Consider the following 21,192-nt stretch of genomic DNA (forward strand, 5'->3'; position numbering starts at 1 on the left):
CATAGACATGGAACAGTTTCGTTACAAGGATATCACCCTCGAGGTCTACCGACGTCTTCGCTCGGCGCCTCAGTTCAGAGATTTTCCCTACCTTGCTGTTGTACTGCAGAGTTATCTCAAGCAAACAGACCACGATCTGGATGAATTGTTGGCCTGGGCCAGAAAAGAAGACCTCTCCATTTCCATCCGCCTGGTAAAAGGCGCCTACTGGGACTACGAAACAGTGGTTGCCAGACAGCACGGCTGGGAAATACCCGTCTACACCAACAAAGCAGAAACCGACGCAGCTTTCGAACGCCAGGCCCGCAAGATACTGGAAAATCACCAGATATGTCACCTTGCCTGTGGCTCTCACAATATCCGCAGCATCACTGCGGTAATGGAGTTGGCCCGGGAGCTAGAAGTGCCCGAGGAAAGATACGAATTTCAGGTGCTTTACGGCATGGCCGAGCCTGTGCGCCGGGGTCTCCGTAAAGTGGTGGAAAGAGTGCGTCTCTATTGCCCTTTTGGCGAACTCCTCCCTGGCATGGCCTACCTGGTTCGCCGTCTCCTGGAAAACACAGCAAACGAGTCATTTCTGCGGCAGAGTTTTGCCGAAAGCGTTGACCTGGAATCACTCCTGGAAAACCCGGCCAGGCGTCTCCCTAAAGAGCAGCGTCATGAGGAGGTGAAAAAAAAGGCTGCTCCTCACGAGGGAGACTTCGTAAATGAGCCAGCTGTGGACTTTACCCGCCCAGAGGTCAGAAATCGTTTTCCAGCAGCCATCTCCACGGTGCGCAAACAACTAGGGCGTACCTATGGCCTCCATATTGACGGCAAGGATATTCACACCAATGACACCATCGATTCCCTGAACCCTGCCAGACCCACTGAGCTGATCGGCAAGGTGTGCCAGGCTGGCAGAGCAGAGATCGATCTTGCCATTGCTGCGGCCAGAAAAATTTTCCCTGCCTGGAGAGACACCTCGGCTCGGGACAGGGTTCAGTACCTGTTCCGCGCTGCTGACATCGCCAGAAAGCGAATCTATGGCAAGCAGTGGGACCAGGCATACGCCGATGTGACCGAGGCCATCGATTTCCTGGAATACTACGGCAGGGAAATGCTCCGGTTGGCAATCCCCCGCCGTCTTGGCAGGGCACCGGGTGAACTGAACCACTATTTTTACCAGCCCAAAGGACTGGCAGTGGTAATTGCGCCCTGGAACTTTCCCATGGCAATAAGCTGCGGCATGTCAGCCGCTGCCCTTGTTACTGGCAACTGCGTACTCTATAAACCTTCCGGTCTGTCAGCGGTCGTGGGCAGGAAACTCACGGAAATATTCCTGCAGGCCGGAGTGCCTGCTGGCGTCTTCAACTACATCCCGGGCAGGGGGAGCGTTATAGGCGACTATCTAGTGGACCACCCGGAAGTAAACATCATTGCCTTTACTGGTTCCATGGAAGTGGGCTTGCGAATTGTGGCAAGAGCAGCAAGAGTCAGAGAGGATCAGCTTGCCGTCAAAAAGATCATTGCGGAGATGGGAGGGAAAAATGCCATAGTCATAGACGATGATGCTGATCTGGATGAAGCAGTAATCGCCGTGCTCAATTCCGCCTTCGCCTACCAGGGACAGAAGTGTTCCGCCTGCTCCAGGGTAATCGTGGTCGAGTCAATCTATGAGAAGTTCGTCTCGAGATTGGTCGAGGCGGTGGAGTCAGTCAAAATAGGTCCTGCTGAGGACCCGGCGAACTATGTGGGACCAGTGGTGGATGCAGAAGCTCAAAGGCGTGTGCAACAATACATTGAAGTGGGCAAACAGGAAGGCCGGCTCCTTGTATACCGCCAGGTACCGGAAGAAGGCTTTTACGTCCCACTGGCTATTTTCGCTGACATAGAGCCCCAGCACCGTTTGGCGCAGGAAGAAATTTTCGGACCTGTTCTTGCTGTAATGAGGGCCGCTACTTTTGAGGAAGCCCTGCAAATTGCCAATTCCACCAAGTTCGCCTTGACTGGCGGGGTGTTCAGCAGGAGCCCCGGCCACCTGGAAATGGCCAGAAAGGAATTTCGCGTGGGCAATCTCTACTTGAATAGAGGCATCACTGGGGCGCTGGTGGAACGGCAGCCTTTCGGCGGCTTCAAGAGGTCGGGTGTGGGCTCAAAAGCAGGCGGTCCGGATTACCTCCTGCAGTTCATGGATCCCCGCACTGTAACAGAAAACACCATGAGAAGGGGTTTTGCCCCCGTAGACGTAGAAGATGACTGGCTGTGATATTGTGCCCCCCTGCCCCGCCCTCGCCTTTTGCTTTAGTATATCGTTTTTGTATAAACTTAACTTATTGATTTTATTATAGTTAGTCTACTATATGTCCATCGCTGACCTGTCAATCAGGACGGTGATGTGCAAATCCACACGCCGAAACCCTATCTCCTCCATGGAAAGCGTTATCTCTGTGCCATGGCTCACCCCTGCAGGTACACTCAGGGAAAACCTTCTTTGCGAGTGCACCCTGCCGTAGCCTGCACAGATGGGACAGAAAAATCCCTCCCAGAATCCAGCCCTACTACATTTTGGACACTCTTCGATAACTGGTACGGTGACCGGGAAAAGGCCTCCTTCTGCGGCCTCACGGGGTGTCAATATCAGTTCTAGGTAGAGAGATTTCCCTCTCGGCAAACCCCGGTCAAAAAATCCCGGCAGCAGTCCTGCAAAAAATTCGTCAACCGAGGAGAAGAAAGAATCCATTGGTGCGAAACTGGAGGTTCTTCTTTCAATGATATCGGGCACTCTGGAGATGCGCAAGGTGGATCCTTGCCGTGCCAGTTCGCGGTCGTACTCCTTCCGTTTCTCTTCATCTCCGAGAGTTTCATAGGCCTCTTTTATTTCCCGAAATCTATCCGCAGTTTCCTGGGTGCCGGTTGCATCAGGGTGAAACTTTTTCACGAATGATCGGTACGCCTGTTGAATCTTCTTCTGATCCGCCCCCCGGTTGACCCCCAATATGACATAGTAGTCTTTGGGCATCTTATTCCCCCCAGAACACAGCATTAGTGTTGTGAGAAAAATAATCCCCTCAGGTCAGCCAAGATCAGTGCAGTCAGTAGTGATCTGATCTCAAATAAAAAAATAAATCCAAGCAAATGTCTCGTCAAGCCACAACCGCGGATCTGCAACTGATGGACAAAGGCGTTATTCGCATGCGAGAGCAAGATTGTTCACGCAGGCTAAAGCCTATGCCTCCCAGCATAAGCATGCACGATGAGCGAGCGTTTATTGGGACAGATATCTGCAGCCTCCAGAGACTGTTCTTGTATGAGCACCTACATGCTAAAGATTTGCCTACCCTGATTTTCTCCCTTGCAATTGCCGCTTTTTTTTTTGCTAATATCGATACAGTTGTAACTGTTGCCAGACAACCGCAAGTATTCATTTTGGCTTCGGCGCCCCTTTGACGGCGTACCTTCAGGCACCTCAGGCATCAGCTGAGCCGCAAGCCAATACGCATATACCCGTAGACCTGCAGCAAGAACCTGTACGTATGGCCGTAGCCCAGAGTTGTGTCTTCGGGATCCGTCCTAGTCCTTTCCGGATGCAGGCGGCTTTCCCCTGGCAAAAACTCCCGGTTGGACCGTGCGAATGACCCTCGAATTGTTATGCAAAGCCTGGCGGAGATGACTCTAAATGATCAGCCTGGCTCAGAAAATATCTTCCGAAACAACTGATCGCAAACCAATTGCCGCACCATGGAGATGGACACCACATATCAAGGCTTGGGGGGGAGCGATGAAAACCAGAGCTAGAAAGTTTACCTTTGTCGTAGCAGTGATCTTTTCTGTCATTCTCATATCAATCGGCCCTACAGCCGTGCTGGCAGAGGAAGAAGGCGGCCTGGTCGTGGAAACCGAACAGGATGCCCCTGTCATCTCCGAGCCTCCCGCGGACTCAGGCGACAATCAAAGCGATGTGGAACCGGGCGAGCCGAACCAGAAAGAGCCGGATGCGGATGTGCCGCTGGATTCCGAGATGGCCTCGATGGATAGTTGGCAGCCGGCGGAAAATGAAAAAGTGGAGGTAAACTTACCTGTCCCCTCGTCGGACGTTGATGTGTTTTCAGGTGCGGCGCGCTACACTATTCCTATAGAGGTGCCTCCCGGAAGAAACGGCATGGCTCCCCGTATTTCCCTTGAATACAACAGCTTTCTCAAAAACGGCTGGGTGGGTGTTGGCTGGCAGCTTGACATGGGCGCAATCCAGAGATCGACAAAACGCGGCGTTGACTATGCTGCCAACGACTATGTCTTTGTGAAGAATGGCCGCAAGAGCGAACTGGTTTCGAGGGAAGCTCAGTGGGGTGCAAACTTCTATGGAGCGAAAATCGAGGAAGATTTTTCCAGATACTACTTCGACATCTCGGTGACCGGCGGCTGGGTAGTCACGGCCAGAGACGGCACCAGGTACTATTACGGCAGCTCCTCGGATTCCAGGCAAGAAAATTCCCTCGGTGTTTTCAAATGGTGCCTAGACGAGGTTAGGGATACTAACGGCAACTACCTCAAACTGACATATACCAAGGCAAATGGCCAGATCTACCTACAGGAGATAGTCTACACCGGCAATCACCAGGCCCAGGTCCAAGGGACAAATTCGGTAAAGTTCATCCTGGAAGCGAGAAGTGATGATATCTTCGCTTATGTCTCAAGGAGCAAGGTAAAAACCGCTAAGCGGCTCAAGAGGATAGAGGTTTATGCAAATGATGGGCTGGTGAGAAAATACCAGCTCACCTACCAGAAAGGGGCATCCAGCCGGCGCTCATGTCTAAAAGAGATCCAGATCACAGGTGACGACGGCAGCAGCACGTTCCCTCCCATCAAGGTGACGGGCTTGCAGGATGGAGGAAATGGCGAATTCACAAACCAGTACAGGAGAATCGGGAGTGATACAGGATATTACAATGCATATTTTGCCGATATAAACGGTGACGGGTTTGCGGACTTCATAACCTACCACTACGTATATACAGAGGGTGATAGTGGCGGTGAAGTTACGACGAGCACTGTCTACACATACCTGGCCAAGGGTGACGGCACATTCAAGAACGTGGGATCTTCAACGGGCCTGGATGTTCGCGGGCCCGACAGCGGCGATTTGTTCTTTCCGGACATCAACGGTGACGGCCTTGCCGACATGGTGTTCGTGGATCCCGGCTATTCTCCCAGCAAGAATTATATCTATCTCTCCAACGGCGACGGCACTTTCGACTACTATGACGAGATACATGTAGGTGGATCAATTCACGGCTCCGTCACATCGTTTGCTGATGTGAACGGAGATGGGCTTGCCGACCTCATCAGCCATTGGGGCACAGAGTACAGCACCACAGTGTATAGCTATTTGTCGAACGGTGATGGAACGTTCGAAAGCGCTGTTTCGACTTCTTTGCGAGATGATGCTTCGTCGGGCTTCTTGCGTTTCCCGGACATAAACGGCGACGGCCTTGCGGATCTCGTTATATTAAAGGGCCATCGTTATGGCAGTGGGAATAAGAATAATTTTGTTTACATGGGCAAGGGTGACGGCACATTCGTTGATAACGATACGAAAATCAACACCTGGACTGATGATTTCTTCGCGGAGTATTTCGCTGATGTAAACGGTGACGGCCTTGATGATTTCGTCATGCAGGACTTCAGATGGGAAGAATGTGGCGATGGCGGCTGGTTTGAAATTAATGCCAGTGACGTTCGTGTCCATTTGTCCAAGGGTGATGGCACGTTCAGAGACGGGGTAAGGACAAATCTTGAAGACATGAGCTCGCGGGACGTATACGGCCCGGTGCGTTTCCCGGACATAAATGGTGACGGCCTTGCGGACATGGTTGTTCTGAAAGACTCGACTTTCAATCAAGGCAGTGGCAGGAACATAATCTATCTTTCAGACGGCGACGATGCTGCCGATCTGGTCACCGCCATACAAAACGGCCTCGGCGGCACCGTGATTTTCGAGTACACGCCCTCCACTGAATACCAGAACAGCTTTCTTCCCTTCATTGTGCAAACGGTATCGAACGTCACAGTGGAAGACGGCCTCGGGAACCAGTCCACCAGGTCCTACTCCTATGCCGGCGGACTGTACGATCCGCCCACCAGAGAGTTCAGGGGCTTTGAGACCGTAAGCCGGATAGAGCCGGATCTGGCTGTCAGGAAAACAGAGTTCAATCAGAGCGAATTCAAGAAAGGCAGAGCGGAGTGGTCCGGGCTGTGGGCTCCGGCTGCCGACCCGGATGTTGACACGCCTCTCGTCATGACGACATACACCTGGGGCGAGTACAGCATAGATTCTTCTCCGGAAAACGGCTGTGTGTTCGTAAAGCTCGAGCGGAAGCGCACCGAGTACAACGATGCCGTGACCGTGTTCTCGCAAGAAGATTATACCTACGACGATACCTACGGGAACCCCGCAACCATGGCGGGAAACCTCATTGAAGCAGAAACCTCGGGAACTGACGGTGAAAATGTGACCACAAAGCACGAGTATCAGAACTACGGTGACTGGCTGTGGCGTGAAAAGAAGACCACGCTCGAAAATGAGCTTGGCGAGTTCGTCAGGAAGACCAGGCACGTCTACGAGAACGGAACCGGGAATCTTATGTCCACGGAGTTCGTCCTCGATACCGGTCCAAATCCCACAGTTCATTTCACCTACGATACATACGGTAACAAGAAAACCTTCACCGATGCGAACAACAACCTGACCACCTGGGACTACGACGATACCACCCACACCTATCCGGTAAAGGTGACCAACGCGCTCGGCCACATCGTCGAATATCAGTATGATGAGCGCTACGGCAAGGTTACGGCCAAGAAGGACGAGAACCAGAACTGGACCTACTATCACTACGACCACTTCGGCCGAATTGAAACGGTTGACTACCCTGACGGTGGCCAGGAGACCACCGAATACTACGACGATATCTTCCCTCGGCTCGTCATCACTAAAGTCAAGGAGGATGCGGCAGGAAATACTGTCGATACGTACAGGTACTATGACGGCCTCGATAGAGAAATACAGACCATCACCTTCGGTGAGGGCGGCAAGTCGATAGTAACGGAGAAGTTCTATGACGAGATGGGAAGAAATGATTACACGGAAGGTCCCTTCTTTGCCACCGGCGTTGGTTACCCGAAACAGAGACCGGCGGAGTATCCCTGGAAGCGGACGGTTTTCGATCCTCGCGGCAGACCACTGCAGATCACAAGCCCCGACAGCGAGCACCAGGTCCTGACCACAAGCTTCAGCTACAGTGGCTTCAAGACTACTGTGACGGACCCGGATGGCAACCGGAAGACAGAAAAAAGAGATTACCTCGGAAGGATCATAAGGGTCACGGAACATGCAGCCGGTAATAATTACTACACCTACTATACCTACAACGCTGCCGGGGACCTGCTGACAATCAAGAACCATCGCGGCAATGTGACGACCATCAACTACGATACCCTGGGCAGAAAGATAAACATGAACGACCCCGACCTGAAATACTGGGAGTTCACCTACGATGCAAACGGCAATCTGCTCACCCAGACCGATGCCAAATCGCAGGTCATCACCTTCGCCTATGACGCGCTCAACAGAAAAACGTCAAAGACATATTCCACCTCGGATCCGCCGGTCACCTATACCTACGACAAGTCCTGGATTGAAAATGGGGTGGGAAGACTCTCAATAGTAACGAAAGGCGACACCAAGATCATCTACAACAAGTATGATGAGATGGGCAGGGTCAAGGTAAAAAACAACAAGAGGAAGATCTCCGGGCAGTGGACAAGCTATAAGACCAGGTTCGACTACGACCTCTCGGGGAAACTTACGAAAGTAACCTACCCTGACGACTACGAGGTGAGTTACGCCTATTATCCCGGAACCGGCCTGCTCCAATCCGCCACAGGCTCCGACTCGGAGCAGTACGCTGTCTTCACAGCCTACGAGCCCACAGGGAAGATCGGGCGCGTCGATCATGGAAACGGCGCTTTCACTGTCTACACCTATGATCCCCTGTCGACAAGACTCCTTTCAATCGTGACCAGAGACGACCAGGGAGTTGATCTGCAGAACCGCTCGTACAGCTACACCCCGGCAGGAGACATCGAAGAGATCACAGACGGCGTAAAAGGCGTAACCTACACTTACACCTACGACAAGCTTCACAGACTTCTTTCAGAGACCAACACGGGATCCTATGACCCGGTGAGCTACACCTACAATGCCATAGGAAACATCACCTCCAAGACAGTGGGCACAGAGGTCCTCGATTACAAGAAATATGTCTGGGGACACAAGCATGCAGTAAAGGAGATAGAGCACGACGGCACGACATACACCTATACCTATGATGCGAACGGCAATATGAAAACGGGCTATGATTTCAGAGACCTCAATGATGTGGCCACTTTTACCATCACCTACGATGCCGACAACATGCCCACCCAGATCGTCTACACAAAGGGCGGCAGTTCGACAACGACCAGCTTCACGTATGATGGTGACGGCGTGCGGGCAATAAAAACAGTCCAGGGAGGAAGCACCACTTACTATGCGGGGAAGTACTACGAGATAACGGACGGCGTGGCCACGAAGTACATCTTTGCTGCTGATATGCGTATTGCCAAGTTGGAAGGAACTGAGCTCCACTATTTCCACAAGGATCATCTCGGCAGCTCCACGGTGATGACTGATGAGAGCAGTTCCAGGGTGGAAGGTACGGAATACATGCCTTTCGGGCAGATCAGGGATCACACCGGAACCGATGTATCAAAGTACAGGTTTACCGATCAGGAACTCGACAGTGAGACCGGTCTTTACAACTATGACGCCAGGCTCTATGATCCTGTAATTGGCAGGTTTGTCAGCCCGGATTCGATAGTGCCTGACCTGTACGATCCGCAGAGCTTGAACAGGTATAGCTACTGCAGGAATAATCCGCTTAGATACGTGGATCCGAGTGGACATTTTGATAACGACATGGAGCATGGCGGCAGAGCGGTTGGCGAACATGGCCGAGGTGGCGCAGGAGTGGGCAACGGGCTGGGGGGAGATGCTGAGACTACTAGTGAAAGTTCCTCTTCTGATAGTGGAAGTCTTTTTGAATCCTTAATAGACCTAGCCACTCCAAACGAAATCTTATTTGTTGACAAGCCAACTTCAGACAAGTTAAAGAAGATTTCAAGGTGGGGCAAAAGGGGCTTACTGTTCGGTATAGGTTTGGATCTTGGTTTCAAAGCAACAACCAAGAAAGAAGATGCTGCTCAAAAGAGTGAAAAACCGACATGGCCAAAGACAGCCGAAGAGATGGAAGATTATCTTGGTGTGAAAGGAAAGAAAGTGCCTGATAAACCATACACACCTGGACGTGACAAAACGATTTGGCAACCTAGTGATAAAGTGAAAATAATACACGAAAAACATCCCTATCATACGGAAAAGCACAAGACTGGACATTGGCATCTAGATACACCAGAGAAGAGACATCAAACATTTGAGCCTGGAGATCCTATTCCAGGGTATTGAGAGGCTTTATGATTGTAACAGATAAATTTGCATATTCGAAAAAAAAAGAACTGCAATTAGGAAAAGAGCCTGATTCCGTTCTTGTTATTCTCTATGGAAGTAAAAATGGTGTTAGGCTTTTCATCTCAACAGAAAAGGAAGGTGATGCAGATATTTTTCTCGATATAAATGAAACCAATAAGTTTATAGAACTTCTTGAAAGTGCATTATTAAGAGCTTTGAATGAATATAGAGGGTTTTGTGGCCCAGTAATTAGTCCACAATCAGGTGATTTTGATGATGTGGTTAATGCAATATTGCAAGTCGTTTTTGTAGATAAGACTATCGGAATATCTGTTGATGTTGAAGATGTACAAGGAGTTGAACTTTGGCCTGACCTGACTGATGTGGGGAAGTTAATTAATGCACTTCGGGAAGTTAAAGGCAAATGATATTAGGTCTAGCTAATCTAACCGATTTTCAGCATGAACCTAGATTTTGATGGAATCGTAAAAACCCCCGCCTAAATTATCATGTTAAAATTATTGATAAAAATAGCATTTTCTCCATGACACTCCTTCTGACTCTCATACGGTACTTTCAGCGACAGATCGAGATCAAGTCCGATTTTCCCATGAATTTAGTCAGTTAAGGCGCGCAGGGGCGTAGAACCTATCACTTGTCATGATCTGGTCCGTGTTAGCCCTGATTTTATGGAAGAAAAAGCAAATCCTGCTTGGCAAGTAGTACCTATGTTATATAATTTGGCTCCACAATAGAATGTGGCTGAGATTGTGGTAATTCGAGCTTGCCGAGTCGGTGAATCATCGCCAACGAGAAGGTTTCTTCGGTCCTATAACCCCGAGCCCTGTGGCTGATTGCTTTGGCATTGTTATTCATGGCTTCTACGGAGGCATTATTGACTCTGAGATCGAAGTAAGCGAGTATTCCCTCTTCATGCCGCCTCAGCACCCAGGCAAAGTCTCTAAAGGGTTTTATCCTGCTGTGGGTTGCCCACCAGAACCAACGTTTCAGATACTTGGCAGCCCCCAGCCCCTACGCTTGTAGTCCCAGAGCTTTCTGAATAGCTCTGAATCTGCCTAAAATTCTCATGCTGGCAAAGTTTCACCTTTTCTTCTTCGCCCGAGCCCGTAAACGGCTCGGTTTTTTGCTCGCCCTTCCCGGTGGCCCTCGTTCGGGGACGCGTGAGACGACATGGATCAAAAACAGACAAAAGGCAACACAGAGCGCACCATCGAAGAGTACGAGTGCGCCCTGCCCTGGAGAAGGCAGGCGGCTTTCTCGCCGAGGCCACAGCAGGATCCTCGGCGTATGCAGATTGGCCGTGACCCCGCTGGTAAAACCTGACCTCGGTTGACGGCCAGCTTGCCGGTAAGCTACACCTACAATGCCATAGGAAACATCACCTCCAAGACCGTGGGCACAGAGGTCCTCGATTACAAGAAATATGCCTCTCACCATGTTGGATAATGCGCATTTACCGATGTGCCGAGTCCCGCCCTTCGGCAGGATAAACTCCGCGACTTCCCCCCCACAGCGGAGTGACCGGAGACACTATGCCGGTAAAGGCAGGCAGGAGCTTGGGCGGGGTTACAATGGAATGGGCCCGGCTGCGAGCGCAGGCAGCGGAGGCCCATACGGCCGCAGCCCGTAGCCAAAGACCCACTGTTATCTCCTATACACATCACCTCGGAATCGAATAACCTCGATATAGACGATATTTTCGTTGTCATTCACAGAGTAGACGAGCCGGATGTCTCCCACTCTCAGTCGATAGCTGCCCTCCAGCTCTCCCCGCAACCGTTTGATGTTGTAATGTTTGAAAGGGTCCTGGGATAATTTGGCGAAAGCAAGGTTAAGCCGTCTGGCTGTGACGGTATCAGTTTTTTGATAAAATCTGGCAGCCTTTCTGGAGAGCTCTATTTTATACATCCCGTTTGATGGCTTCCCAGCTCACCGTTTTCCCTGTGCGGATATCCTCTTTAGCCTGCCGATAGTCTTCAATAAATCCAGGCTCATTGAGGAGGGCTTGGGTTGCATCTTCTTCGCTTTGCTGCAAGTCTTCCAGAAAATCCAGAGCCATCTTGAGCTTTTCAACAGGAAGCTGCTCGATGGTATCTCGTATCCTGTTTTTTATCTCTGAGATTTCCATAACTGATATCTCCAGCTTGTTGCTTTTGTGTAAAACAACATAACACATGAGATGGAGTAGTGGAAGATTTACTTGGGAACAAAGGGACGGGGATCATTTTGTGCATCTCTCTACCTGGCGTCGACAAAGCTATTTCCTGCTAGCTTCTCTCCTCTAATAACTGCTTAGCTTACGAAAACAGGCTCCTTTCAGAGACTAACACGGGCGCCCATAATAACCTTGCATGGACTCTCGCCACTTGCCCTGACATCAAAAGCCCCTGGCCGCCTCTTGCCACTAGTCTCTGCTCGGAACCTGCAATTTCTTGATTTGATGACCGGTAAGATCCACGAAGCGCTGGAGGTCTTGCCGTGAAATGAGCAGGGTGGTAGTGTTTACCAGCGGATGAAATTGAAAAGTTTCGGATTCCCATAAATTTTCATCCATGATCACTTCCACAGCGCCCTGTCTATCATTGATAATTGCGAATATCGATACGGCCCCCGAGTCTACTCCCAGATACTTTTTGAGCCGTTCAGGGGAGCCAAAACTCAGCCTGCTGGTGCCGAGCCGGCCAGCAAGCGCTTTCAGGTGAACACGTTTATCCGCCGGCACAATTAGTAGAAAATGGCGCCGCCCCTTGTGATCTCTGAGAAAAAGATTTTTGCTTCTGGCACCTGGCAATGGTTGTACCAAACGTTTCACATCTTCCACAGTATACACCGGCGGGTGATCATGACGCTGGTATTTTATGGCATGCTTGTCGAGAAATTGGTAAAGATCAATCATCTCTAGTTTTCTCCGAGCGCTAAAGTTTGCAAAATCTGCAGGAAAATTCAACCAACTTCTGAACAGCTAGATAGGCAGACAGCCTAATTGCTTGACACCCTTATCTATCAATCGATATATGTCAAGTAAATAGAAATTTCAAAACATCTGATTCTTCATCTTAAACAGACCTTGCATTGGGAGGAGTCATGCAGACAAATCAATTGCTCTATTTATCCCGGGCAGATGTGGTGGCAGCCGGCCCTAGTATGGCAGAAATTATTGACGTGCTGGAAATCACCTTTCGCGCCAAAGGCGAAGGCCGAGCCGAAATGCCTCCCAAACCCGGCATCCACCCTGGTGGCACCGATAACTTCATCCATGCTATGCCCGCCTACATCCCAGACATCCCATCAGCGGGGATCAAGTGGGTAAGCGGCTTTCCTGAAAACTACAAGAAGGGACTGCCATATATCAACGGTCTGCTCATTCTCAACGATGTGGACACCGGCCTGCCGCTTTCAGTCATGGATTGCGTCTGGATTACAGCCATGCGCACCGGTGCTGCCACTGCTCTGTCTGCACGTTATCTTGCCAGGCCTGACTCGGAGGTAGTGGGAATACTCGGCTGCGGCGTCCAGGGAAGGAGCAATGTGGAGGCGCTGAAGGTGCTCTTTCCTCTGAAAAAAGTCTATGCCTACGATATCAACCAGGATGCTGCCAGGCAATATGCCCAGGAAGTGAGCGAACGCTTCGCTCTGGAGGTGGTCACCGTCTCTGAGCCGCGGCAAGCGGTGAGCGGCTGTGATATTGTTGTCACTGCTGGTCCAATCCTCAAAATCCCGCATGCCACCATCAAGTCTGGCTGGCTCGACGAAGGAGCCTTTGCTTCCCTGGTGGACTTCGACTCTTACTGGCACGGCGATGCTTTGCAGGAAAGCTCAAAGTTCTGTACAGACGATACTGCCCAGCTGCGGCAGTATCAACAGGCTGGATATTTTCAGAATATCCCCGAAATCCATGCGGACCTGGGTGAACTGGTTGCGGGAAAAAGGCCTGGCCGCCAGACACGGGAAGAACGAACCATGACTGCCAACCTGGGCCTGGCCCTGGAGGATATGGCCGTAGCACAGCTTATTTACAAAAGAGCCCTGGAGCAGAACATCGGCACCTGGCTGCCGCTTTGAGAACTTCTTAAATTCTTTATTGTCTGTATTCCACTTGAGAACAAGCCAGCGAAGGGGCACGACACAAAAGCGCGGGATGAAGTGAGATGGCACCGGAAGCTTTCGATATTGTCATTGTAGGCGGGGGCATTATGGGCTGCGCCGTCGCCTTTTCTCTTCTGTCCATGGATGACACTCTGCAGGTAGCTGTAATCGAAAAAGACCTTACCTACTCCAGGGCTTCCACCACATTGTCACTGGCCAACGTCCGTGTTCAATTCAGCCTCAAAGAAAACATTCAGATCTCGAAGTACACCCTGGAGGTCCTGGAACGCTTTGGCGATCTCATGGCTGTGAATGACCACAAGCCTGAGATCTCTTTTCACAGGGAAGGCAACCTCTTTCTGGTGGATGATGCTGGGCGTGAAGCTGCGCAAGAGGCCTTGAGGTTGCAGCGGCATCTTGGCTGTCGGGTGGAATGGTGGACGCCCAAAGAAATCGAGGAACATTACCCCCTCTACCAGCCGAAAGAGATGGCAGGCGGCACCTTTGGTCACGATGATGGCCACTTCGATGCCTACGCCATGTTAATGGCCTACAGGGCCAAGGCCAGATCCCTGGGAGCAAAGTATATTGAAGCTGAGGTGGACACTGTCCTTGTCCGGCATAAGCAAGTGATAGGGGTAAGCCTTCATACAGGAGAAAATCTGCATGCTTCTGTGGTGATCAACTGTGCCGGTGCCTGGGCGGCTGGCGTGGCACAGACGGCTGGAGTGAATCTGCCCGTGGCACCAGTGAAGCGTCAGGTGTTTGTTGTTGATACCGCAGTAAAGCCAGAAGGGGCACTGCCACTCACCCTACTGCCAACGGGGTTGTATTTTCGTACTGAACTGGGTGGAACAATCCTCCTCGGCAAGTCCATGGCTGAAGATCCCACAGGCTTCGACTTTTCCTGGGACGACAAACGCTTCACCGACTTACTCTGGCCGGAACTGGCAGAATTTGTGCCCGCTTTCGACACCCTTAAATTGCTGCGGGGCTGGGCTGGACTGTATGCAGTAAACACCCTGGACGGCAATGCCATCCTGGGTGAGTGGCCTGAACTCAAAGGATTTTATCTCGCCAACGGCTTCTCCGGTCACGGCTTGCAACAGGCGCCGGCAGTGGGCCGCTATCTGGCGGAATGCATATTGGAAAGACCCCTGTCTCTGGATCTTTCCATATTTGCACCAGATAGAATTCTGGACAACAGACCGATCAGCGAAAGGGGAATTGTCTAAGAAAGAGGACAACAGGATGCAGACTGCCGATCACCAAGATCCGAGCCTGCATCCTGAATTTCCTCAGGATTTACTTGTAAGGCTGCAGCTTGCCGCCCTTGTAAATCATGCGCTGATAATAATCGGTAACCTGCATGCCGTCTTTGTCAAAGCTCTTGTCGCCGGTGACGCCGTTGTAAATCTTGCTCGCCGTGTACAAAGCAGTGGCAATCTTGTCGGTATTGGTGCTGCCGGCCATATTGATTGCCAGTGCTGCAATCCAGGTGGCATCGTAGGCATAGGCGCCGAAGGCGGTCTGCTTGGCATCGGGTCCGAATTTTTCGCGATAGGCCTTCTGATACTCGGGATAGCGAAGCGTTTCGGTGGAACCCATGATCAACCCCTTGATCCCCTCTGCAGTTTCGGGGATGACCTCGTTGCTCCACATGGTCATATAGTCCGCATACCAGCCTTTGGGCGGTTTATAACCGAGCTCATATGCCTGTTTTAAAATGAGCTTGCTTTCTGTGCCATAGGCGGTGAAGAATACCGCTTCCGGCTTCTTGGCAAAAAGACGTTCAATTTCAGCCCGATAGTCGGTTTTCTTTTCGTCGTACCGCACAGCTTCCAGCCACTTCTTGCCGGCCTTTTTTATGGTCTTCTCAGTCCATATTTCCACGCCAATGCCAAAGGGGTTGTTCACTGTAATAGAAGCAAAGGTGTTGGCTCCGCTTTCCAGAGCGAATTGAGCCAGTTTTGTGCCCATGACTTCATCCAGACCCATGACATTAAAAAAGTAAGGTCCAATCTCGCGAAGTTTTGGCGAAGTAGAAGCCTCTGAGATTTGAATTACTTTCTTGGAGTTGGTCCATTGTCCGGTGGGCAGGCTGATGCCGCTGGAGTAGGCTCCCAGAATGAGAGGAACCTTGTCTATTTCCACCAGTTTGTGGACTGCATCCATGCCGCCTTTGGGACTCGACTCAGTGTCTTCCCAGATGATCTTCAACGGATGGCCAAGAACTCCACCTGCCGCATTGATCTCTGCCAGGGCCAGCTCTTCACCTCTCTTCATATCCTGGCCCTGAACCGCATTGGTTCCCGTGAGGGGGTTTATGGAACCAATGACCACCTGGCCCGCCGCCTGAGAAAGAGCCGGGATGCCGCCGACCATAACAACTGCCAGAAAAACACCGCTGACAATCATGACTAGGAATTTCTTCATTTTCTCCCTCCTTTTTCTGGTTTCACATCATTTCTCCCTGCCGACTTCCCACAACATTTCTTGTCTCCTCGGGTTATATGGGAGGCTAGCCACCCAGGTAAGCCTCTCTGATCTTGTCGTTGGATAGAATCCTGTCCGCCCTGTCTTCAAATTCGTTTTGGCCCATAACCAAAACATATCCCCTGTCAGATATATTCAATGACTGATAGGCATCCTGTTCTATCATGACGACAGCCCTGCCGAGTTTCTTCTGCACATCTGAAATAATTGAAAATACTTCCGCTGAAACCTTCGGGGAAAGTCCAGCAGAGGGTTCATCCAGGAGGAGCAGTTCGGGATCAGTCATCAAGGCCCTTGCCATTGCCAGCATTTGCCGCTGCCCGCCGCTCAGGGTGCCAGCTTTTTGGTTCAGCTTTTCGCCCAGGATAGGGAAAAATTGCAAGACCTTCTCCACCTGCTTCTTTACCTCCTGCTGGCTTTTGATGTAGCCGCCGATCTCGAGGTTTTCCTTGACACTGAGAGAGGGAAATACATTTCGAAGTTGAGGAACGTAACCGAATCCTTTTTTTATCTTATCATGTGGGCCAAGATCGGTCACGTCTTCACCTTTCCAGTACACCTGCCCTCTGTAAATGGGCAAGTATCCCATTATAGCCTTTATCAAGGTGGATTTGCCTGCTCCATTGGGTCCGATAATTGTTACAGTCTCCTGTTGATCGAGATACATGGAGACCCCATGGAGAATCTCCGTTCTGCCGTAGCCACTGTACAATTTTTTTACTTCCAGGTATCTCACGCTTTCCACATTTCTTCTCGAGAACTCCCCGATAAATAAGCCTCAAGCACCTTTTCATCCTTTTGAATTTCCTCTGGAGTTCCTTCGGCAATCTTTCTGCCGAAGTCGAGAACCACCACCTTATCGCAGATCTCACTGATGACTTTCATGTTGTGCTCCACAATCAGCAAGGTTTTTCCCTTTTTGTCTCTCAGATCCAGGATCGCTGTGATCAGCTTCGTGATAAGGGTGGGATTTACCCCTGCAGTGGGTTCATCGAGCAAGATAAGGGTTGGATCTGCCATCAGAATCCTTGCTAGAGCCAGCAGCTTCTTCTGTCCTCCGGACAGATTGCCGGCATACTCATTGCGCAAATCAGAAAGTTGGACAAGTTCAAGCATTTGCTGAGCCTGTTGCAGAAACCTGTCATTTTCCTGTCTGATCCTGCCAGGCCTGAGAAACACATTCAGGACACTCTCACCTGTCTGATTCTTGGGGGCAAGCAGAAGATTTTCAATCACAGTCATCTTTTCCGGGACTTCACTGATTTGAAACGTCCTGCCGATGCCCATCAGGGCGATTCTGTCTGGTTCGATGCTCTCGAGTTTCCTGCCTTCAAAAAAGATTTCTCCTCCATCTTTTTCATAGAATCCTGAAACAACATTGAAAAGAGTACTCTTGCCCGAACCATTGGGACCAACCAGACCCGTAATGCTGCCATACTCTACCTCGAAGCTGACTCCGTCAAGGGCAACCACGCCGCCAAATCTCTTCTGAACATTGTCGATTTTCAGAATTATGTCATTTGATTGTTTGCTCACGGCTACTCGTCTCCCCGTCAACAGCCGGCAGCTCATCATAGGTTATCTTTTTTTCTTTTATCAAGCCGTCCTTCATAAAGAGCATGGCCAGCACAATCATAATACCAATTGCTACCATACGGAGGCTTGCCAGGGTAACTTCCTCTATTGGCACGTAATCTTTGACGAAACGAGTTGAATTATAGAATATCATAATAACCACAGCACCGAAGATAGCACCCTTGTTGTTCCCTTTGCCGCCAACAATTACCATAGCCCAGATAATGAATGTCTCCAGGGGAAGGAACTGGTCAGGACTAATAAAACCATGATAATGTGCCCACAGACTGCCTGCCAAGCCTCCGAACCCGCCACCAATTGCCATGACCTTGATGCGAAATTTCTTGACATTCTTGCCCATGGCCAGCGGCAAATTGTCACCCTCCCGTATGCTCTTGAGAACTCTGCCAAACGGCGACGTGGTAAGTGTGTTGATCACCCCATAGGTTACTGCCAGAGATGTCAGAACAATGCCGAGATAGAAAAAAGGATAGCTCTGGGCAGTAAAAAAGGAACGCATGGGCTGCGGTATGCCGCCAACTCCAAAGGCTCCCCCCACATAGGGTCCTCCACCCACGACCCAGTCTTCGTTCAAAAAGAAAATGCGCACAATTTCAGCTGCAGCAAGGGTGACAATGGCCCAGTAATCTTCCTTGAGATCTGCAGTAGGAATAGCAATCAGATATCCGAAAAGGGCTGCCACCAGGATAGCACCACACAGGCCAAAAATAAATGGCATGCCCAAGGTAAAGACTATAATAGTGGATACATACGCCCCCAGACAGAAGAAGGCCACCTGACCAAAGTTCGCCAGGCCCGTGAAGCCATACTGCAGGTTCAGACTGAGGCTGAGGATACCGTAAATACCCATCATTATGGCAAGATATACTAAAAAATTAACGAACTCCATTAAGTTTCCTTTTTCTTGCCGAGTATACCTCTTGGTTTGACGAGCAACACCACAATCAGTATGACGAAGCTAATTGCTGGTTTGTACCCCGTCGGGATGAAGAGATCTTGGTGAAAGCCCAATATGCCCCCCAGACTCAATATTTTGCCAAAATTAATATAGAGGCCTATATTTTCTGCGAAACCGAGCACCAGGGCACCCAGTATGGCCCCATAAGGGTTCCCTATTCCACCCAATATGGTGGCACAAAACACAGGAATGATGATAGCAAACCCCATATATGGCAAAATATAAGTCTCCATGCCGATGAGGATGCCTCCAAGTGAAGCAAAAGAAATCGCAATGAACCACACATAGGTGATGATTTTTTCAATGTCGATCCCGCTTGCCTGGGACAACTCTGCATTATCTGAAGTGGCACGCATGGCTTTTCCGAGAGTTGTACGATGCAGCAAGAGGTGGAAAAGAAGCATACCGAACAGCCCCACGAAAATTATCCAGATCTGCAAAGGGGTAATACGAAAGTACTCTGTGACAATAGGACGCTGCAGAGGTACGGAGTAATTTCTTGCTGTTGCGCCCCAGATGGCTCTCACACTGTTTCTAAAAGCGATGGCTAGACCGAGGGAGGCCACCATGACGATTATGCCGCTGTAGCCCCTCAGTTTCTTGAAAACTGTCCTGTCAATCACCACCGAAAAGAGACCTGTAGCAACCGAGGCAATCAATGCTGCCGGCAGGATAGGCAGGCCCACATTGACATTGAGGAAGAGAGCCAGGTATACCCCAATTACTGCATACTCGGTGTGGGCGAAGTTGGCAAAACCCAAGATGTCATATACCAGGGTGAGCCCCAAGCTGAGAAGAGAAAGTTCGGATGCCCTAACAATACTGTTGATGAAGACTTGCGTAATGCCCATGGATTGAGTAATTTGCTCTCAGGTGAAATTGCTGAACAGCCTAGCATAGCTTGCCAACTACAGCATAGGCAGCAAACGCCGCCTCGGGCTCATGTCTGACCGACAGAGTGCTAAGGCTAGCAATAATAATTTTTCATGGATCAATACCTTTCATGAGCCTGTAAAAATCCTCATGGTACTGGTCAACAACGAGTTTCTGTGGATTAGTTACGACTAAAAGAATAAGAATTACAATGTGACAAGTTGCCTGCAGTGAACAAAAGTTCTGATGATTGGGCAGTCAAATCTGAAAATATCATCAAATACTTACCGCTTTCAGTCTCTTTGTCAAGCAAAACTTCCACGGTAGTTCGCGGCCGGGACGGTGACCGGCCATATGTATTGTTTAGGAGCTGCCTACTGTCAAAGGAGATTCGCCAGTACATCCCTCAACATATTCAAATGGGAGTCTTTTTCTTCAGCAAATACAGAAAATTCTTCGGCAGAAAGACCGTAGGTGTCAAAAAATTCAGTCATTAAACCATGCCATTCGTTCTGGGAAAAGGAGCGCAGCAGTTCTGACATTTCTTTTCTGCTGGGAATGTCCGGCCCACGTTTGCTATTCTCGGTTGCAAGCCCCTCGAGGAAGCCCTGCACCACAGGAGCCAACATAGCGCCATTGGCACAGGCAACCTCTCCGACACCGTCCAGGCGGTCGAGGCGCAGCTGTATTGTCAGGTGTAGGAAGAAAAGGATGAGGGCAAGCAGTTTTCCTCCTCTTTCTTTGGTGCGAAACGATACCACAGGGGTGTAGTCCCGAACAGTGACCAGACGGAGATCTATTCTGTTGCCTTTCTTCTTGAGGACGAAATCACCGGCCGCCAGGTGCCATGGATAGATCTGTTTGAAATGGTTCCAGTCGTAGTAAAGGGTAAGTATCCGAGCAGCCTGGCGATACACTTCCCTTTCTTGAGCAGAGGAAAGATAATGGAAGCCCCTGTCCGTATCCCAGAGCAGCAGTCGATACTCTTGGGAGCCGCGGCTTTGATGCAGGTGAAATTCATGAAAGCCTGTGAGCCATTCAGTGATAAACAGGGAAATTGCTGGCATCCCCTCGCCATCGCCTGCGAGGTGTTCTGTTTCATTGAAAAACAACCTTGGCAGGAACGGCTGGTCATATTGGCCGGCAAGTTCTTGCAGCAGCTCCACTTCACGCTGCAAGCCCTTCCTCGCTTCCGGTGTGGCAGCCACATTGACGGCGTATGAAATTGTTTCTCCACCAGCACGTATGTCCAGGCGGGCCACATGGTAGCATGCGCCATGCTTCTCTGAAATGAGCCGTACCTGTTGAATTTCTCTGATCTGCACAGGGTAGCCCAATCGCTTCCGCAAGACAGTCTGTAAACCTTGTCCCGAGTTGCCGCACAGGACTCTTGCTATGGATTTCAGGAAAATTCCGTAGGAGAGCGGCTCCCCCTTTGCCGCGGAATCTGGTCCTCGAGGAAGCGGTAATGTCTCAGTATCTATTTTTAATAGATGTAGACCATTGTCCCGACGTATGTAAAACTCGAAAGGTATATCTGCTTTCAAAATGATCCTTTCACTTCTGTCATGTTAGTCCGGACTGGCATGCACAGAGCAAGTTGTCGTATACTTGT

The 21,192-nt window shown here is 50.3% G+C and carries 16 protein-coding genes; 5 read left to right on the top strand and 11 right to left on the bottom strand.

Annotated elements, in window-relative coordinates:
- Positions 1-2,248: L-glutamate gamma-semialdehyde dehydrogenase (pruA, locus tag JRI89_01270; GenBank protein MBW2069862.1), on the top strand; the 2,248-nt coding region annotated here is incomplete at its 5' end.
- 90 nt (positions 2,249-2,338) lie between these two features.
- Here the strand turns inward: pruA and JRI89_01275 are convergent.
- Positions 2,339-3,001: a J domain-containing protein gene (locus tag JRI89_01275; protein ID MBW2069863.1), complete on the bottom strand. Its 663-nt coding sequence runs from the start codon at positions 2,999-3,001 to the stop codon at positions 2,339-2,341.
- 759 nt (positions 3,002-3,760) lie between these two features.
- On the opposite strand from JRI89_01275, the gene JRI89_01280 reads away from it, so the two are divergent.
- Both JRI89_01280 and JRI89_01285 read left to right on the top strand, forming a co-directional pair.
- Positions 3,761-9,544: a VCBS repeat-containing protein gene (locus tag JRI89_01280; protein ID MBW2069864.1), complete on the top strand. Its 5,784-nt coding sequence runs from the start codon at positions 3,761-3,763 to the stop codon at positions 9,542-9,544.
- 8 nt (positions 9,545-9,552) lie between these two features.
- Positions 9,553-9,975, top strand: coding sequence for a hypothetical protein (locus tag JRI89_01285; protein ID MBW2069865.1), 423 nt, complete (start codon positions 9,553-9,555; stop codon positions 9,973-9,975).
- 298 nt (positions 9,976-10,273) lie between these two features.
- Here the strand turns inward: JRI89_01285 and JRI89_01290 are convergent, their stop codons facing one another.
- From JRI89_01290 to JRI89_01305, 4 genes are all read right to left on the bottom strand, one after another.
- Positions 10,274-10,576: a transposase gene (locus JRI89_01290; GenBank protein ID MBW2069866.1), complete on the bottom strand. Its 303-nt coding sequence runs from the start codon at positions 10,574-10,576 to the stop codon at positions 10,274-10,276.
- A 636-nt stretch (positions 10,577-11,212) separates the two neighbouring features.
- Positions 11,213-11,476 carry a type II toxin-antitoxin system RelE/ParE family toxin gene (locus tag JRI89_01295; protein MBW2069867.1) on the bottom strand — a complete coding sequence of 88 codons (264 nt, stop codon included), beginning with the start codon at positions 11,474-11,476 and terminating at the stop codon, positions 11,213-11,215.
- Positions 11,469-11,696: a hypothetical protein gene (locus tag JRI89_01300; GenBank protein MBW2069868.1), complete on the bottom strand. Its 228-nt coding sequence runs from the start codon at positions 11,694-11,696 to the stop codon at positions 11,469-11,471. The genes JRI89_01295 and JRI89_01300 overlap by 8 nt, the downstream gene beginning before the upstream one ends.
- Positions 11,697-11,972: 276 nt before the next feature.
- Positions 11,973-12,464, bottom strand: coding sequence for a prolyl-tRNA synthetase associated domain-containing protein (locus JRI89_01305; GenBank protein ID MBW2069869.1), 492 nt, complete (start codon positions 12,462-12,464; stop codon positions 11,973-11,975).
- A 188-nt stretch (positions 12,465-12,652) separates the two neighbouring features.
- On the opposite strand from JRI89_01305, the gene JRI89_01310 reads away from it, so the two are divergent.
- Both JRI89_01310 and JRI89_01315 read left to right on the top strand, forming a co-directional pair.
- Positions 12,653-13,630 (top strand): ornithine cyclodeaminase family protein, encoded by a 978-nt coding sequence (locus JRI89_01310; GenBank protein ID MBW2069870.1) that lies wholly within the window; start codon positions 12,653-12,655, stop codon positions 13,628-13,630.
- Positions 13,631-13,716: 86 nt separating this feature from the next.
- Positions 13,717-14,889, top strand: coding sequence for an FAD-binding oxidoreductase (locus JRI89_01315; GenBank protein ID MBW2069871.1), 1,173 nt, complete (start codon positions 13,717-13,719; stop codon positions 14,887-14,889).
- A 70-nt stretch (positions 14,890-14,959) separates the two neighbouring features.
- Here the strand turns inward: JRI89_01315 and JRI89_01320 are convergent, their stop codons facing one another.
- The 6 genes from JRI89_01320 to JRI89_01345 form a co-directional block, all read right to left on the bottom strand.
- Positions 14,960-16,090, bottom strand: coding sequence for an ABC transporter substrate-binding protein (locus JRI89_01320; protein MBW2069872.1), 1,131 nt, complete (start codon positions 16,088-16,090; stop codon positions 14,960-14,962).
- 85 nt (positions 16,091-16,175) lie between these two features.
- Positions 16,176-16,817, bottom strand: a complete 642-nt coding sequence (locus JRI89_01325; GenBank protein ID MBW2069873.1) for an ABC transporter ATP-binding protein — start codon at positions 16,815-16,817, stop codon at positions 16,176-16,178.
- 65 nt (positions 16,818-16,882) lie between these two features.
- On the bottom strand, positions 16,883-17,722 hold the full coding sequence (locus JRI89_01330) for an ABC transporter ATP-binding protein (GenBank protein ID MBW2069874.1): 840 nt from the start codon (positions 17,720-17,722) through the stop codon (positions 16,883-16,885).
- Complete coding sequence (locus JRI89_01335) at positions 17,667-18,635, bottom strand: branched-chain amino acid ABC transporter permease (GenBank protein ID MBW2069875.1); 969 nt, start codon at positions 18,633-18,635, stop codon at positions 17,667-17,669. Before JRI89_01335 ends, JRI89_01330 begins: the two co-directional genes overlap by 56 nt.
- Positions 18,635-19,555 carry a branched-chain amino acid ABC transporter permease gene (locus JRI89_01340; GenBank protein ID MBW2069876.1) on the bottom strand — a complete coding sequence of 307 codons (921 nt, stop codon included), beginning with the start codon at positions 19,553-19,555 and terminating at the stop codon, positions 18,635-18,637. Before JRI89_01340 ends, JRI89_01335 begins: the two co-directional genes overlap by 1 nt.
- Before the next feature lie 402 nt (positions 19,556-19,957).
- Positions 19,958-21,124 carry a hypothetical protein gene (locus JRI89_01345; GenBank protein ID MBW2069877.1) on the bottom strand — a complete coding sequence of 389 codons (1,167 nt, stop codon included), beginning with the start codon at positions 21,122-21,124 and terminating at the stop codon, positions 19,958-19,960.
- Positions 21,125-21,192 lie beyond the last annotated feature (68 nt).

It is taken from the genome of Deltaproteobacteria bacterium, assembly GCA_019309045.1.
GTDB lineage: Bacteria > Desulfobacterota > Syntrophobacteria > BM002 > BM002 > JAFDGZ01.

Coding starts and splice junctions, on each gene's coding strand:
- JRI89_01275 (MBW2069863.1), bottom strand. CDS start 3,001: ATGCCCAAAGACTACTATGTCATATTGGGGGTCAACCGGGGGGCGGAT.
- JRI89_01280 (MBW2069864.1), top strand. CDS start 3,761: ATGAAAACCAGAGCTAGAAAGTTTACCTTTGTCGTAGCAGTGATCTTT.
- JRI89_01285 (MBW2069865.1), top strand. CDS start 9,553: ATGATTGTAACAGATAAATTTGCATATTCGAAAAAAAAAGAACTGCAA.
- JRI89_01295 (MBW2069867.1), bottom strand. CDS start 11,476: ATGTATAAAATAGAGCTCTCCAGAAAGGCTGCCAGATTTTATCAAAAA.
- JRI89_01300 (MBW2069868.1), bottom strand. CDS start 11,696: ATGGAAATCTCAGAGATAAAAAACAGGATACGAGATACCATCGAGCAG.
- JRI89_01305 (MBW2069869.1), bottom strand. CDS start 12,464: ATGATTGATCTTTACCAATTTCTCGACAAGCATGCCATAAAATACCAG.
- JRI89_01310 (MBW2069870.1), top strand. CDS start 12,653: ATGCAGACAAATCAATTGCTCTATTTATCCCGGGCAGATGTGGTGGCA.
- JRI89_01315 (MBW2069871.1), top strand. CDS start 13,717: ATGGCACCGGAAGCTTTCGATATTGTCATTGTAGGCGGGGGCATTATG.
- JRI89_01320 (MBW2069872.1), bottom strand. CDS start 16,090: ATGAAGAAATTCCTAGTCATGATTGTCAGCGGTGTTTTTCTGGCAGTT.
- JRI89_01325 (MBW2069873.1), bottom strand. CDS start 16,817: ATGTATCTCGATCAACAGGAGACTGTAACAATTATCGGACCCAATGGA.
- JRI89_01330 (MBW2069874.1), bottom strand. CDS start 17,722: ATGAGCTGCCGGCTGTTGACGGGGAGACGAGTAGCCGTGAGCAAACAA.
- JRI89_01335 (MBW2069875.1), bottom strand. CDS start 18,635: ATGGAGTTCGTTAATTTTTTAGTATATCTTGCCATAATGATGGGTATT.
- JRI89_01340 (MBW2069876.1), bottom strand. CDS start 19,555: ATGGGCATTACGCAAGTCTTCATCAACAGTATTGTTAGGGCATCCGAA.